Here is a 14,103-nt window from a genome sequence, read left to right as displayed (position 1 = left end):
GGAGGGAGTAACCTTACCGAAACAGCGCCTCCGCTGCCGCCTTGCTTGCATCCTTCCTGTCGCGGTCGGCTTCCAGACGCTCGATCTCGACGCGCAGGGCGGCGATGCGTTCTTCCAGTTCCGCCACCGACAACAGGGAGAGATCCTGCCCGATCTCGTGATTGGTCTTCCTCACCGGCAGTTCGTCGTCGAAAAGCGCCATATCGATCTCCTCTCGCTTTCCCCGCCCCGGCCCATTGCCAAACATGGCTTAAACAATACATTTCAAGCGGGTTTAAATGCAAATCATTCGAAAAGGAGCGACCCATGGCTCTCAAACCAGCTTCCCAGATGACGGCAATCGGAATTGCCGAGCCGGGAGGTGCGCATGTGCTGAAACCGGTCAAGCGCGCGGTGCCGAAGCCGGGGCCGCGCGAGATTCTGGTGCGGGTGCGGGCGGCGGGCGTCAACCGTCCGGACATATTGCAGCGGCAGGGCCATTATGCGCCGCCGCCGGGCGCGTCCGATATTCCGGGGCTGGAAATCGCGGGCGAGGTGGCCGAGACGGGCGAGGAGGTCAAGCGCTTCAAGGCGGGAGACCAAGTGCTGGCGCTGCTGCCCGGCGGCGGCTATGCGGAATTCGCGGTGGTGGATGAAAGCAACTCCCTGCCGCTGCCGTCGGGCTTCGGCTATGTAGAATCGGCGGCCATCCCGGAAACCTTCTTTACCGTCTGGCACAATGTCTTCGAGCGCGGCGGCCTCAAACCGGGTGAGACCTTGCTGGTGCATGGCGGCTCGTCGGGCATCGGCACGGCGGCGATCCAGCTTGCCAGCGCCTTCGGCGCCTATGTCATCGCGACGGCGGGATCGGCGGACAAATGCGAGGCGTGCCTCAAGATCGGCGCGGACCGGGCGATCAATTATCGCGAGGAGGATTTCGTAGAGATCGTCGGGGAGGCGACGAACGGCAAGGGCGCCGATGTCATTCTCGACATGGTCGGCGGCGATTACGTCACCCGCAATTACGAGGCGGCGGCGGTCGACGGGCGCATCGTGCAGATCGCCTTTCTCCATGGGGCGAAGGCGATGGTCGATCTGTCGAAATTGATGACGAAGCGCCTGACCCATACCGGCTCGACGCTGCGCCCTCGGTCGGTCGAATTCAAGGCGGGCATCGCGCGGGAACTGGAGGCGAAAGTCTGGCCGCTGCTTGAGGAACGCCGCGTCGCGCCTGTCATGGACATGATCTTCCCGCTGCGGGACGCCTGGCGCGCGCATGAGCGCATGGAGGACGGGCGGCATATCGGGAAGATCGTGCTGGATGTGGCGTGAGGAAAGCCGGATACGCCGGTTCTAGGCGCCCCCCTCTGCCCTGCCGGGCATCTCCCCCGCAAGGGGGGAGATTGGCCTTCATGGGCCACAGCGCTTATCTTGCAGGGTATGCGATTGGCGAAAACGGAAACGACAGCGTAATCTCCCCCTTGCGGGGGAGATGTCCGGCAGGACAGAGGGGGGCGCTGTCCCGCCGACGTTTCAGCTAAAAAGCATATAAGCAAAGGCCGCGCTCATCTGAGCGCGGCCTTTCCGCTTGGGAGGAGCGGAGTGTTATTTCTGGACCTTGCCGATGGTCCAGAACAGCGTTTCGCCGGCCGAATCGTCCACGCCATCATTGTCGGTCACGGCATAGCCGTTGCCGTCCTTGTCGATGGCGAAGCCTTCGAGTTTGTCCATGACGTAGCCGTTTGCCTTTTTCAGGTCCGGCAGGAAGTCGTGCACCAGGGTCTTCTCGACCACCGGCAGCTCGCCGCCGAGCTTGGCGGGCTTCAGGCTGTCAAGCGAGACGCGGTAGAGCTTCTTCAGCGCGGCCTTGTCGCCGATGAGGTTGTCGCGCTCGACGATGTAGAGCTGGCCGTCATGGGCGGTGATTTCGGAGAGGCCGACCCAGCCGGACTCTGTCTTGTCGAGCGGGTAGCGCACCGCGGCCCATTCCTTGGCCTTCGGCTTGTAGGCGAGGAGCTTGACGGTGCCCTTGGGATCGTCGGCCCATTCGCGCTGCACGGCCATCCACAGCGTCGTGTCGTCGCCTTCGCCGGTGCGGGTGATGCCTTCGAGGCCGAAGCGGGTTTGGCCGGCGAAGATTTCCTCGGGGAGGGAGATCTCTTGCTTGATTTCACCCTTGCCGTTTACCTGGAAGATCGCATGGGGGACGAGCTTCTTGGCGTCGCCTTCATTGGCGAGCCAGAAGCCGCCATCGCCATCGGTGGTGATGCCTTCAAGATCGAGCTTCTGCGCCGGATGGCCGCCGCGGGTGACGGTCAGCGCCTTGGTGATTTCGGCCGGCTGCTTGGTCGCGTCGATGGTGAAGATGGTGGGCGACGACGAATAGAAGGAGTCGGAGACGGCGTAGAGCTTGCCGGCTTCTTTCTCATCCGCGACGAGGCCGGAAAGCGCACCCCAGCCGAGCGGCGAACCGTCTTCCTTGTTTGCCGAGATGATGGTCGGATAGGCGGGCTTGCCCTCTTCCAACTTGTAGACCATCACATGCGAGCGGGCGCCGCCGTCTTCCACGAGGTCGTTCTCATTGGCGGTGACAAGCAGGTTGCGCTCAGGAATGGCGGTGAGGCCTTCAGGGCCGACGCCCGAGGGCAGCAACTGGATGAATTCCGGCTCGCCGCCGGTATCCTTGTATACGCCGACGATGGAGGCTCGCTCGGAGGCGACGAAGATATATTTCGTCCCGCCGAAGGTGGCGATTTCGATGCCTTCCGGCTCGATGCCCTTCTTGGAAGAGCGCTTCTCGGGATAATGACCTATCGCCGCGATCTTGCGCTCCAGCGATGCGCCCGATTCAAAGAGCACCTTGCCGTCGCGGCTGAAGATGGTGAAGCCGCGCGAGCCGCCCTTGTAATCGCCTTCATTGGCGGTAACGAGACGGTTGTCGTCGAGCCACTTCACGGCGTCCGGCTCGCGCAGCGCGCCCTTCTGGCTCTTGTCGAAGGTGAGTGCGCCATCGGACTTTACGTCGATACCGTCGAGATCGACGCTGCCGGCGGAGAAATGCGAAACCACCTTGCCGCTCGCCGCATCGACGATGGCGATGTGGTTGTTTTCCTGCAAGGTGACGGCAACTTCATTCTTGCTGTTGAAGGAGACGAATTCCGGCTCCGGGTCCTCAGGGGCGATTTCGGAGAGGCCGGTGAGCGCGACGGTCTTCATGCCAGCACAATCGGGCGCGCCGTCCTTGAGCGGCACGATCTTCAGATCACCGCCCGGAAGCTGCGGCAGTTCGCCATCGTTCAGATCCTCGTCGCGCTCATTTTCGATGGCGATGGCGAGGAAGGCATTGTCCGGCGACACGGCGACCGAATCGGGCTGACCACCGAGATCGCAGCTCGCCTCGACCTTGCGGCTGGCGATGTCGATGACATCGAGACGTCCTGAGGGCTTCGTCTTGCTTTCCGAAGTGTTGACGGCAGCAAGCACCTTGCTCCCAACCACGGTCACGGACGTCGGCTCGCCTTCCATCTTGACGAGGCCGCCCGCCTTGGGCGTTGCCGGGTCGGTGATGTCGACAAAGCCGACTGCGCCATAGGGGCTGTCGGAATAGACCAGCGTCTTGCCATCCGGCGTCGCGGCGATGATCTCGGACGAGGTGGTCGCCTTCTTGTCGGCATCGGCGGGCAGGTTCTTCGCGACCGGGAAAGTGGCGATGCGGTTGAAGACCGGCTCAGCCAGCGCCGGGAAGGCGGCGGAAGCGCCAAGCGCGGTCAAAATGGCAAGATGGATGGAACGGCGTTGCATGAGTGAGGCTCCCTCTGATTTCGGCCCACTCCTCATGCAGCTTCATTTCAGTGGGATGACGGTTTCGTGACAGTTTGATGAAAGCGGCGGGCCGTCCACCGCATTCGTTCGGGCTACATTCTTGCCCCATGCGCAAAACGTCGCTATATAAGCAATGATTTCCCGGAAATTTGTGGTTTACCCCACGGCCCGCGCCCCCGGAGCGGACGAACGAGAGGACTATATCTAATGGCCACCCAGCTTCTTATGCCGAAGGCGACGGCCGTCTGGCTTGTCGATAATACCGCGCTGTCCTTCGACCAGATCGCCAATTTCTGCAAGCTGCATCCGCTCGAAGTCAAGGCGATTGCCGATGGCGAGGCCGCGCAGGGAATCAAGGGCCTCGACCCCGTCATCACCGGTCAGCTGACGCGCGAGGAAATCGCGCGCGCCGAGAAAGACCCCAATCACAAGCTGAAGCTCTCCGAGCCGAAGGTGCGCGTTCCGGAAGCCAAGCGCAAGGGCCCGCGCTATACGCCGCTGTCGAAGCGCCAGGACCGCCCGAACGCCATTCTCTGGCTGGTGCGCAACCATCCGGAACTGAAGGATGCGCAGATTTCGCGCCTCATCGGCACGACGAAATCGACCATCGAGCAGATCCGCAACCGCACCCACTGGAACTCCGCCAGCCTGCAGCCGATGGACCCGGTGACGCTTGGCCTGTGCTCGCAGATCGACCTCGACCTCGAAGTCGAACGCGCCTCGAAGAACCGCCCGGCGGTGGTCGATACCGGCGACACGCTGCTGCCCGCTTCCGCGACGGAGAATTTCGACTATCGCGATGAATTCTCGCCGCGCGAGGAAGAGGAGCTCGACGCCGACAAGGTGTTTGCGAAGCTGTCCTCGCTCAAGGGCTCGCGCAGCGAGGATGAGGACGAGGAGTAGTGGCTCGGCTCCCACCTTCCCCCTTGCGGGGAAGGTGCCCGCATTAGCGGGCGGAAGGGGTGGTGACGCCTGCGCTTGCTTCGAAGATCGTGGCGCCAAACGTCACCACCCCCACCCGACCCTTCGGGCCGTTCGTCGCTGGAAAAGCCAAATCGTTGGCTTTCCCTCGGCCTTCGGCCGACCGCTCCTCACCCCCGCAAGGGGGAGGGTGGGGATCAATACTGATCCCGATACACATTGAACTCCCGCATTTCCATCTGCCGGTAGAAATCGGCCAGCGTCTTTCCGCGCTCGGGGCGGAAGCGGCGGCCGGAGTCGGCGGCGAGCGAAATGCGGTCGGTGCGGAAGGTGCGAAACGCGGTGCGCAATTCGCACCAGCCGATGACCGTCCAGACCTTTCCCCAGAACCAAAGCCCGAGCGGGCGGATGTCACGGCCGCTCTCGCGTCCTTCGAGGTCGCGGTACTGGATCGTCAGAACATTGCCGCCATCGACGGCGCGCTCGACGATGTCGATGATGCGGCGCTCGTGTTCGCTTAGGTAAGCGGCGGGGGCGTGGACCTGCGTGTTGGCGATGCGCGAGCGGTCTTCCTTCGGCAAAACCGATTCGATCTTGATAAGAGCCTCTTCTGCGCCACGCGCCATGGATGCGCCACCCCAGGCGCGGACCAGCCGCGCGCCCACCACAAGGGCGACGATCTCGTCACGCGTGAACATCAGCGGCGGCAGGTCGAAGCCTTCGCGCAGGATATAGCCGACGCCCGCCTCGCCATCGATGGGAACCCCGGTCGATTGCAGGTCGGCAATGTCGCGATAGATGGTGCGCTCGGAGACTTCCAGCCGCTCGGCCAGTTGCCGCGCGGTCACCAGCCTGCCGCCACGCAGACGCTGCACGATCTGAAACAGACGGTCGGCGCGCCGCATGGCTTACACCCGCCCATATTCGCGGGACAGCATCCCGGCGAGGTCCTGGAGCTTGGCGGTCTCATCAGGATAGAGCGCTTCGAGGAAGGCCGTGGCGAAGGTCCCCGGCGCTGTGCCGGGAGCGGTGACAACGCGGTCATGGCTCACGGCGTGCGGCACGTCACGATAATGCTCCGCGCCGTGGTAAGTCCCGATCTTGCCTTCGATCCAGTTCTCGCCATTGCTGGTGTGGGGCCTCGGGGAAAACAGGCCGGCGCGGGCGAGGGGGAGGGTGCCGGCACAGATGCCGCCGATAATCCCGCCGCGCGCGTGGACCGACAGGAGCAAGGGCGCAATGTCAGGAGGGGTGTCGCCGAACCAGCCCTCGGAGCCGATGACAGCGACGGCGTCGAGGTCCGTATTCTCATTGGCCGAAACGCCCCGTTCCGCCGTCAGCCTCAGCCCGCCGATCGACGTGACCGCCATCGCTTCGGGCGAAAGCGCAATGATGCGCGCGGCGAACATCTCCACGGCAGAACCGGAGAGAAAGCCAAATTCCCAATCAGCGTAACCTTCGATGAAAACGAGGCCAATCGTCTTGGTTTCTGTCATTTCCGCGCTTTCCTGTTGGTTTCCCAGCCTATTTTACCGCTTTTTCCTGCGCTGGGACAGCTGCCAGTTGGCGGGCTGCCATTCCTCGCAACTGCCAGCCCAGCCGATGTCCTTCTGGACATAGCCCGGCAGATTGTTGATCAGGCGGCGGGTGCGCGCGCGGTCACGCCGCTCCCTAATCTTTCGCTGGACGTGCAGGATTGCACTCATGATGGGGGGTATGACGATGCCCATGTCTCTTCTCCTTCCAATCTTTCATGGAAGCATCATCGCATACCCCTCCTGACAGCTATCTGTCAGGAGCTTGGCGCTTCAAACGAAAAAGCCCGGATCGGCTGATCCGGGCTTCCGCGCAACTTCGTCATTCTCGGGCTTGTCCCGAGGATCTGCCATAAGAAGAAGGAAAGGCAATGACCGTCCCGCTTGAACGCAGCGTTGTCGATTCTCGGGACAAGCCCGAGAATGACGCCGCGGAGAGGTTCATGCCGCCTTTTCGAGGTCCGGCTGCCACCCGCCGGTGGCGGCGAGGGCGTTCATGCGGGCGCGGTGGGCGAAGGCGCGCTGGCCGGCGGCGACGTTTTCCGGCTTGCCGCCCCAGGCCTTCAAAGCCGCCGCCTGCAAGGCGCGGCCATAGGAGAAGGTGAGCTTCCAGGGCATGTCGAAGGCGGCATTCATAGCGGAGAGGTGGGCGGTCGCTTCCTCGTCGGTCTGGCCGCCGGAGAGGAAGGCGATGCCCGGCACGGCGGCGGGGACGGTGGATTTGAAGCAGCGCACGGTCTTTTCGGCCACTTCCTCAACAGAAGCCTTGCGGGCATTCTTGCCGTCGATGACCATGTTCGGCTTCAGGATCATGCCTTCGAGCACGACGCGGGCATCGTAAAGCTCGGTGAAAACCGTCTTCAGCACCCATTCAGTGACTTCGTAGCAGCGGTCGATGGAATGGTCGCCCGGCTTGCCGTCCATCAGCACTTCGGGCTCCACCATCGGTACGATGCCGGCTTCCTGGCAAAGCGCGGCATAGCGGGCGAGGGCCTGCGCGTTCTGCTTGACAGCGCCCCAAGTCGGCAGGCCGTCTGCGATGGAGATCACGCTGCGCCATTTGGCGAAGCGCGCGCCAAGCGCATAATATTCGGCGAGGCGCTCGCGCAAGCCATCGAGACCTTCGGTGATGGTTTCGCCGGGGAAGCCCGCCAGCGGCTTTGCGCCCGCGTCCACCTTGATGCCGGGGATGCTGCCTGCCTGCTTGATGATTTCCGCAAGCGGCGTGCCGTCCGCCGCGTTCTGGCGGATCGTCTCGTCATAGAGAATCACGCCGGAGATGTAATTCTTCATCGCATCCTGGGAACGGAACAGCATTTCGCGATAGTCACGGCGGCTCTCTTCCGTGGAGGCGAGGCCTATCGAATCGAACCGCTTCTTGATGGTGGCCGAGCTTTCGTCGGCGGCAAGAATGCCCTTGCCGTCGGCGACCATGGCGATAGCGATATCCTGAAGACGTTCGGTCATAGATCGGAGCTCCACTCGTTAGGTTAGGCTGAAAATGGCCATAACAAAAGAGTGGGGCAAGCGAAACGTGAGGGCAAGTTATTGAAACGATTGAATTTATTTCAAACGATTTAGGCTGATCACTTTTTTCGACGGAGGGTTAAGGTGGGGGAATATTAAAACGGGGTCACCGGCTGAGCTTCATTTGGGACCGTTGCTGTAATGGAGAAGGAGAGGCATGGATCCCAGTGACAAGCACTGGGATGACGACTGCATGGCTGTTGGCAGCCAACCTTATGCCTCTCCGCTTGGCAAGAACGGTATTCGTCGTGGAGCAACGTCACCACCCCGTCATCCCAGTGCTTGTCACTGGGATCCATGCCTCGAGGGTGACGTTGCTGTATCGACAAAAGAAGTTCACGGTTTCTCTTGGGAAACGCTACCCTTCGCTATTGGCCGACTCAATCATCCTTGCTTCTTCAGCACATCCACGCCCGGCAATGGCTTGCCTTCCATCCATTCGAGGAAGGCGCCGCCGGCGGTTGAAACATAGCTGAAATCATCCGCCACGCCTGCATGGTTCAGGGCCGCGACTGTGTCGCCGCCGCCGGCGACGGAGACGAGCTTGCCTTCCTTCGTGCGGGCTGCGACGTGGCGGGCGGCGGCGACGGTGGCCTTGTCGAAGGGGCGCAGCTCGAAGGCGCCGAGCGGGCCGTTCCAGACCAGCGTTGCCGCATCGTCAATGGCGCCCTGGATGCGCTCGATGGATTGGGAACCGACGTCGAGGATCATGCCATCGGCGGGAATCGCGTCGATGCCGAAGGCATGGCTCGGCGCGTCCGCCTGAAAGTGCCAGGCGACGATGGCGTCGATGGGCAGGATGATCGCGCATTTGGCGGCTTCCGCCTTGGCCATGATCTGGCGGGCGGTGTCGGCGAGATCGTGTTCGCAGAGCGATTTGCCGACGCCGATGCCTTGCGCGGCGAGGAAGGTGTTGGCCATGCCGCCGCCGATGACGAGGGCATCGACCTTTTCGACGAGATTGTTGAGGAGATCGATCTTGGAAGACACCTTCGCGCCGCCGACAATTGCCACGACGGGGCGGGCGGGGTTGCCGAGGCCCTTCTCCAGCGCTTCCAACTCCGCCTGCATGGTACGGCCGGCATAGGCGGGCAGCACATGGGCGAGGCCTTCCGTCGAGGCATGGGCGCGGTGGGCGGCCGAGAAGGCGTCGTTGACATAGATATCGCCATTGGCGGCGAGCGCCTTGACGAATTCGGGGTCGTTCTTCTCCTCGCCCTTGTGGAAGCGGGTGTTTTCGAGGAGCAGGATATCGCCGTCCTTCATGGCGCTGACGGCAGTGGCGGCCTTCTCGCCGATGCAATCTTCGGCGAAGTGAACGGGCTTATGAAGCTTTCCTTCCAGCGCCTTCACCACCTGCCGCAGCGAAAATTCCGCCGAAGGCTCTCCCTTGGGGCGGCCGAAATGGGCAAGCAGGATGACCTTGGCGCCTTTATTGGCCAGCTCGATGATGGTGCCGGCAACGCGCTCAATGCGGGTTGCGTCCGTCACCATGCCATCGGCCACGGGAACGTTGAGATCGACGCGGAGAAGAACGCGCCTGGAGGCGAGATCGGCATCATCAAGGGTACGGAAGGTCATCGGTTTTCTCCGGTTTTGTTGGCGTATGTTTACGCTTTCAGCCTCTCAAACAGGCCGGGATAATCCAAAACGAGGCCATCCTCATCGACGGGCAGATCGGCGGTGAAGCTGCGGTCCTCGGTTTCGTAGCGGTAGAGCCGCTCCTGTTCCAGACAAGTGTAATGCTGCCCGTCGCGGAATGGTTCGAAACTGTCGAACGGCACGTAGAGCATGGTGAGTTTTGCCGTGCCCGCCTGCGGGGTGAGGCTCAGGCGTCTTATCGGCAATGTGTTGGTGAAGGGCGTGCCCGAGAGGTCAATATCGATGCAGCCGTCGAATTGCGGCTGTGCCTCGCCTGCCGGGGTGCGCCAATGGCCCTCGCCATCGGACATCAGGGCCAGATGCTGGCCGGTCATCGACTCGATGGTGAAGGCGCGGACAGTCCAGTTGGGATCGCAATAGATGCGGTAGCGGATGCCGTAGGGGAGGCCGCCCCGCTCGCCGATCACCACGCTGTCGGCGTGGATGCCGCCATCGAGCGGCGTCAGTACGAGGTGTTCAAGGCCCTCCCCCTCGGTGGAACGCCAGCGCACCGTCTTCGGGGGGAGGGCTCTGAACATGGCTTAGATCACCTTGGAAAGCGCCACTGCCGTGTCGGCCATGCGGTTGGAGAAGCCCCACTCATTGTCGTACCAGGTGAGGATACGCACGAAATTGCCTTCCATGACCTTGGTCTGGTCGATCGCGAAGATCGAGGAGTGCGGATCGTGGTTGAAATCGCGCGAAACCAGCGGCTCCTCGGTATAGGCCAGAACGCCCTTGAGCGGGCCGTTGGTGGCGGCGGCCTTGATGGCGTCGTTGATTTCCTGAACGCTCGTGTTGCGCTTGGCGACGAATTTGAAGTCCACGACCGAGACGTTCGGGGTCGGCACGCGCACCGAGGTGCCGTCGAGCTTGCCCTTGAGATGCGGCAGCACGAGGCCGACGGCCTTGGCAGCGCCGGTGGACGTCGGGATCATCGACAGCGCCGCGGCGCGGGCGCGGTAGAGATCCTTGTGCATCTGGTCGAGTGAGGGCTGGTCGTTGGTGTAGGAGTGGATCGTGGTCATGAAGCCATGGTCGATGCCGACAGCGTCGTCCAGCACCTTGACGACCGGCACGAGGCAGTTGGTCGTGCAGGAGGCGTTGGAGATGACCAGATGATCCTTGGTCAGCTTGTCGTCATTGACGCCGTAGACAACCGTCAGGTCGGCGCCCTCGGCCGGGGCGGAAACGATGACGCGCTTGGCGCCGGCTTCCAGATGCGCCGCGGCTTTTTCACGCGAGGTGAAGATGCCGGTGCATTCCAGCGCGATATCGACGCCCAGATCTTTATGCGGCAGTTCAGCCGGGTTCTTGATCGCCGTCACCTTGATCGGCTTGTAGCCCTCGATAACGATAGAATCGCCCTCGACCGTGACCTTGGCCGGGAAGCGGCCATGGACCGAATCATAGCGCAGCAGATGCGCGTTGGTCTCTACGGGGCCAAGATCGTTGATCGCCACCACCTCGATGTCGGTGCGGCCGGATTCCACGATGGCTCGAAGGATATTGCGCCCGATGCGGCCAAACCCGTTGATTGCGACGCGAACTGCCATTTCCATTCTCTCCTACTTGAGCGTAGATGCTTGATTTGAGCTAGAGGCTCACGCCTTCAGCTTCGCTTCGGCGGCTGCCACGACGTGTTCCGCCGTGATGCCGAAATGCTTGTAGAGGTCCTCGATGGGGCCGCTGGCGCCAAAGCCCTTCATGCCGATGAAGACGCCGTTTTCGCCGATGAAGCGTTCCCAGCCGAGCGAAATCGCCGCCTCGACGGCAATCTTGACCGGGGCATTGCCGATGGTCGCCTGCTGATACGCCTCCGGCTGCCGGTCGAAAAGTTCGAAGCAGGGGACCGAGACGACGCGCGTCGGAATGCCCTTGCCTTCAAGCGCCGTGCGGGCACCCAGCGCAATTTCCACTTCCGAGCCGGTAGCGAAGATCGTCACCTTGGCCTCACCGCTCGCCGGGGCGAGTTCGTAGGCGCCACGGGCGGAGAGGTTCTCCTCCGTATGCTCTGTGCGGACGGTCGGCAGATTCTGGCGGGTGAGGGCGAGTGTCGAAGGGGTCTTCGTCGATTTCAGCGCGATTTCCCAGCATTCGGCGGTTTCCACCACGTCGGCGGGACGGAACACCATATGGTTGGGGATGGCGCGCAGCGCGGCCAACTGCTCCACCGGCTGGTGGGTCGGGCCGTCTTCGCCAAGGCCGATGGAATCATGCGTCATGACATAGACGACGCGAATGCCCATCAGCGAGGAGAGGCGCATGGCCGGGCGGCAATAATCCGAGAACGTCAGGAACGTGCCGCCATAGGGGATGATGCCGCCATGCAGCGTCAGGCCGTTCATGGCCGCGGCCATGCCATGCTCGCGAATGCCGTAATGGACATAGCGGCCGCTATAATCGCCCGGCACGATCGACTTGGTCTGGCTGGTCTTGGTGTTGTTGGAGCCGGTCAGGTCGGCAGAGCCGCCGATGGTCTCAGGGACGACGGCATTGATGACCTCAAGCGCCATTTCCGAGGCCTTGCGGGTCGCGACCTTGGGCTTTTCGGCGGAGAGCTTCTTCTTGTATTCGGCAATCGCCTGCTCGAATCCTTCAGGCAGGTCGCCGCGCATGCGGCGCTCGAATTCTGCGCGGGCCTCGGCATCGGCGGCAGCCAGACGCTTCTCCCATGCCTGGCGCTGCGTCGCGCCGGCGCTGCCGGCGGCGCGCCAGGCTTCGAGAATATCTGACGGAACGGTGAAGGCTTCCGAGGGCCAGCCGAGCGCCTTGCGCGTGGCGGCGATTTCTTCCGCGCCGAGCGGCGAGCCATGCACTTTGTTGGTGCCGGCCTTGTTGGGCGCGCCGAAGCCAATGGTCGTCTTGCAGGCGATCAGCGTCGGCTTGTCGGAGGCGCGGGCCGTTTCGATGGCCTGGGCAATGGCTTCCTGGTCATGGCCGTCGACGCGCAGCGTGTTCCAGCCCGAGGCGGCGAAGCGCGCGCACTGGTCGGTGTTGTCCGCCTGCGAGACGGGGCCGTCGATGGTGATGTTGTTGTCGTCCCAGAAGACGATGAGCTTGTTGAGCTTCAGATGCCCGGCAAGCGAGAGGGCTTCCTGGCTGATGCCTTCCATGAGGCAGCCGTCGCCGGCGAGCACATAGGTGTAGTGATCGACGAGATCGTCGCCGAAATGCGCATTGAGGATGCGCTCGCCCAGCGCCATGCCGACCGCATTGGCAAGCCCCTGTCCGAGCGGGCCGGTGGTCGTCTCGATGCCGCTGGCATGGCCATATTCGGGATGGCCGGCGGTCTTCGATCCCAGCTGGCGGAAATTCTTGATGTCATCGATGCTCATGTCCTCATAGCCGGTGAGGTAAAGGAGCGAATAGAGCAGCATCGAGCCATGACCGGCCGAAAGCACGAAACGGTCGCGGTCGGGCCAATGCGGGTCCTTGGCATCGAACTTCAGAAACCGGGTGTAGAGCACCGTGGCGATATCGGCCGCGCCCATCGGCAGGCCGGGATGGCCGGAATTGGCCTTCTCCACCGCATCCATCGAAAGGAAGCGGATTGCGTTTGCCATCTGGTTTTGTTTTTCGGAATTCGTCATGGGTCTGGCCTCGTTTGGATAAGGCTGGGGGTGCCGGTTTCGGCAATTTGGGAAAGCACGCGACACATAGCAGGTAGGGAGGTGGAGTCAACAAAACCATGCCCTCAAGGTTCCCTTTTGCCGGTGGCTTTGCGCCGCGCCCGGGCGGGCCTGTACGTTGCCAGCAAAAAGTCATAATGAAGCCATAAGCAGTGTATGACTTTTTCATGGCGGCATGATTTGTTGCGCGTAATCAAAGCACGCACTAATATTTGTAAAGAGCCGTTTTCAAGCAATAGGTTTGCGCTGAAAATTGAGATAAAGGGTTAGGGGATAAAAGCAGGCATGGCAGCGGAAACGACCCTCAGGCAAGTCATGGACAGGCTGGATAGGGCGCTGGGCGCGCTGGAGGAAGCCGTCGATCTCCGGCTCGAGAAAGAGGGCGATTATGCGGAGGCGGAGGAGGAAGTGCAGCGCATGAACACCGACCGCAGCCGTCTTGCGCAGGAGCTCGACATTTCGGAGGCGCGCGCCGAGCGGCTGGAAGCGGCGAACCGGGAGGTGTCGCGGCGTCTTGTCACGGCGATGGAGACGATCCGCGCCGTGCTGGATCGATAGGCAGGCTTTGGGAAGCGGGAATTGATTTCGCGCGGGCTTGCAAGGTGGAAAGGTTAAAGGGGATTGGATGGCGACGGTCACGGTGACGATCGATGGCAAGGCCTACCGCATGGCCTGCGACGAAGGGCAGGAGGCGCACCTGACCGGCCTTGCCGAGCGTTTTGATCGTTATGTCACGCATCTCAAATCCTCCTTCGGCGAAATCGGCGACCAGCGCGTGACCGTGATGGCCGGCATCATGGTGATGGATGAGCTGGTCGAATTGCAGAAGCGCCTGAAGGGGCTGGAGAGCGAAGCCGAAACGCTGCGCCGCTCCCGCGACGAAGCGCTGAACCGTGCCGACAACAATGACGCCGTGCTGGCGGGCGTGCTCGACGGCATGGCCCAGCGCATCGAGGCGCTGGCGGCGAAGCTCGCGCCGAAGCCGGGAGGCGTGGGTTAGCCGGGATCGATTTTCGCACCGTTGTTGTGGGTGGCTCGAGGCATGG

At 62.5% G+C, this 14,103-nt stretch carries 14 protein-coding genes; 4 read left to right on the top strand and 10 right to left on the bottom strand.

The features are described from left to right. Nucleotides 1-13: 13 nt before the first annotated feature. Nucleotides 14-202: a DUF1192 domain-containing protein gene (locus ACOWVG_RS08300; RefSeq protein WP_420961366.1), complete on the bottom strand. Its 189-nt coding sequence runs from the start codon at nt 200-202 to the stop codon at nt 14-16. Nucleotides 203-306: 104 nt separating this feature from the next. On the opposite strand from ACOWVG_RS08300, the gene ACOWVG_RS08295 reads away from it, so the two are divergent. Continuing rightward, a complete protein-coding gene (locus tag ACOWVG_RS08295) occupies nt 307-1,311 on the top strand; it encodes an NAD(P)H-quinone oxidoreductase (RefSeq protein WP_420961365.1) in 1,005 nt (334 codons plus the stop codon). Nucleotides 1,312-1,584: 273 nt separating this feature from the next. Here the strand turns inward: ACOWVG_RS08295 and ACOWVG_RS08290 are convergent, their stop codons facing one another. After that, nucleotides 1,585-3,780: an esterase-like activity of phytase family protein gene (locus tag ACOWVG_RS08290; protein WP_420961364.1), complete on the bottom strand. Its 2,196-nt coding sequence runs from the start codon at nt 3,778-3,780 to the stop codon at nt 1,585-1,587. A 228-nt stretch (nt 3,781-4,008) separates the two neighbouring features. On the opposite strand from ACOWVG_RS08290, the gene ACOWVG_RS08285 reads away from it, so the two are divergent. Beyond that, nucleotides 4,009-4,704 carry a DUF1013 domain-containing protein gene (locus ACOWVG_RS08285; protein WP_188824510.1) on the top strand — a complete coding sequence of 232 codons (696 nt, stop codon included), beginning with the start codon at nt 4,009-4,011 and terminating at the stop codon, nt 4,702-4,704. Nucleotides 4,705-4,919: 215 nt separating this feature from the next. Here the strand turns inward: ACOWVG_RS08285 and ACOWVG_RS08280 are convergent, their stop codons facing one another. From ACOWVG_RS08280 to tkt, 8 genes are all read right to left on the bottom strand, one after another. Then, nucleotides 4,920-5,627 (bottom strand): helix-turn-helix transcriptional regulator, encoded by a 708-nt coding sequence (locus ACOWVG_RS08280; RefSeq protein WP_420961362.1) that lies wholly within the window; start codon nt 5,625-5,627, stop codon nt 4,920-4,922. A gap of 3 nt (nt 5,628-5,630) precedes the next feature. After that, nucleotides 5,631-6,218 (bottom strand): DJ-1/PfpI family protein, encoded by a 588-nt coding sequence (locus ACOWVG_RS08275; protein WP_420961361.1) that lies wholly within the window; start codon nt 6,216-6,218, stop codon nt 5,631-5,633. A gap of 33 nt (nt 6,219-6,251) precedes the next feature. Beyond that, a complete protein-coding gene (locus ACOWVG_RS08270) occupies nt 6,252-6,452 on the bottom strand; it encodes a hypothetical protein (RefSeq protein WP_420961359.1) in 201 nt (66 codons plus the stop codon). A 246-nt stretch (nt 6,453-6,698) separates the two neighbouring features. Beyond that, entirely contained in the window at nt 6,699-7,724 is a 1,026-nt protein-coding gene (locus tag ACOWVG_RS08265) for a class I fructose-bisphosphate aldolase (protein ID WP_420961358.1), read from the bottom strand. 444 nt (nt 7,725-8,168) lie between these two features. Beyond that, nucleotides 8,169-9,365, bottom strand: coding sequence for a phosphoglycerate kinase (locus tag ACOWVG_RS08260; protein WP_420961357.1), 1,197 nt, complete (start codon nt 9,363-9,365; stop codon nt 8,169-8,171). Between the two features lie 29 nt (nt 9,366-9,394). Further along, nucleotides 9,395-9,964: a putative glycolipid-binding domain-containing protein gene (locus ACOWVG_RS08255; protein ID WP_420961356.1), complete on the bottom strand. Its 570-nt coding sequence runs from the start codon at nt 9,962-9,964 to the stop codon at nt 9,395-9,397. 3 nt (nt 9,965-9,967) lie between these two features. Then, the gene (gap, locus tag ACOWVG_RS08250) at nt 9,968-10,981 is read right to left on the bottom strand and encodes a type I glyceraldehyde-3-phosphate dehydrogenase (protein WP_420961355.1); all 1,014 of its coding nucleotides are present in this window, start codon (nt 10,979-10,981) and stop codon (nt 9,968-9,970) included. Nucleotides 10,982-11,029: 48 nt separating this feature from the next. Next, the gene (gene tkt / locus ACOWVG_RS08245; RefSeq protein ID WP_420961354.1) at nt 11,030-13,018 is read right to left on the bottom strand and encodes a transketolase; all 1,989 of its coding nucleotides are present in this window, start codon (nt 13,016-13,018) and stop codon (nt 11,030-11,032) included. Nucleotides 13,019-13,342: 324 nt separating this feature from the next. Here tkt and ACOWVG_RS08240 point away from each other — a divergent pair, with 324 nt between their 5' ends. Next, a complete protein-coding gene (locus tag ACOWVG_RS08240) occupies nt 13,343-13,615 on the top strand; it encodes a DUF4164 domain-containing protein (protein ID WP_420961353.1) in 273 nt (90 codons plus the stop codon). A 67-nt stretch (nt 13,616-13,682) separates the two neighbouring features. Then, nucleotides 13,683-14,057 (top strand): cell division protein ZapA, encoded by a 375-nt coding sequence (locus tag ACOWVG_RS08235; protein ID WP_420961352.1) that lies wholly within the window; start codon nt 13,683-13,685, stop codon nt 14,055-14,057. Nucleotides 14,058-14,103 lie beyond the last annotated feature (46 nt).

This window comes from Brucella sp. IR073 (assembly GCF_049065735.1).
Taxonomy (GTDB): domain Bacteria; phylum Pseudomonadota; class Alphaproteobacteria; order Rhizobiales; family Rhizobiaceae; genus Paramesorhizobium.
The sequence above is the reverse complement of the archived record's forward strand: the minus strand, read 5'-3'. Positions and strand labels throughout refer to the sequence as shown.

Coding starts and splice junctions, on each gene's coding strand:
- ACOWVG_RS08300 (WP_420961366.1), bottom strand. CDS start 202: ATGGCGCTTTTCGACGACGAACTGCCGGTGAGGAAGACCAATCACGAG.
- ACOWVG_RS08295 (WP_420961365.1), top strand. CDS start 307: ATGGCTCTCAAACCAGCTTCCCAGATGACGGCAATCGGAATTGCCGAG.
- ACOWVG_RS08290 (WP_420961364.1), bottom strand. CDS start 3,780: ATGCAACGCCGTTCCATCCATCTTGCCATTTTGACCGCGCTTGGCGCT.
- ACOWVG_RS08285 (WP_188824510.1), top strand. CDS start 4,009: ATGGCCACCCAGCTTCTTATGCCGAAGGCGACGGCCGTCTGGCTTGTC.
- ACOWVG_RS08280 (WP_420961362.1), bottom strand. CDS start 5,627: ATGCGGCGCGCCGACCGTCTGTTTCAGATCGTGCAGCGTCTGCGTGGC.
- ACOWVG_RS08275 (WP_420961361.1), bottom strand. CDS start 6,218: ATGACAGAAACCAAGACGATTGGCCTCGTTTTCATCGAAGGTTACGCT.
- ACOWVG_RS08270 (WP_420961359.1), bottom strand. CDS start 6,452: ATGGGCATCGTCATACCCCCCATCATGAGTGCAATCCTGCACGTCCAG.
- ACOWVG_RS08265 (WP_420961358.1), bottom strand. CDS start 7,724: ATGACCGAACGTCTTCAGGATATCGCTATCGCCATGGTCGCCGACGGC.
- ACOWVG_RS08260 (WP_420961357.1), bottom strand. CDS start 9,365: ATGACCTTCCGTACCCTTGATGATGCCGATCTCGCCTCCAGGCGCGTT.
- ACOWVG_RS08255 (WP_420961356.1), bottom strand. CDS start 9,964: ATGTTCAGAGCCCTCCCCCCGAAGACGGTGCGCTGGCGTTCCACCGAG.
- gap (WP_420961355.1), bottom strand. CDS start 10,981: ATGGCAGTTCGCGTCGCAATCAACGGGTTTGGCCGCATCGGGCGCAAT.
- tkt (WP_420961354.1), bottom strand. CDS start 13,018: ATGACGAATTCCGAAAAACAAAACCAGATGGCAAACGCAATCCGCTTC.
- ACOWVG_RS08240 (WP_420961353.1), top strand. CDS start 13,343: ATGGCAGCGGAAACGACCCTCAGGCAAGTCATGGACAGGCTGGATAGG.
- ACOWVG_RS08235 (WP_420961352.1), top strand. CDS start 13,683: ATGGCGACGGTCACGGTGACGATCGATGGCAAGGCCTACCGCATGGCC.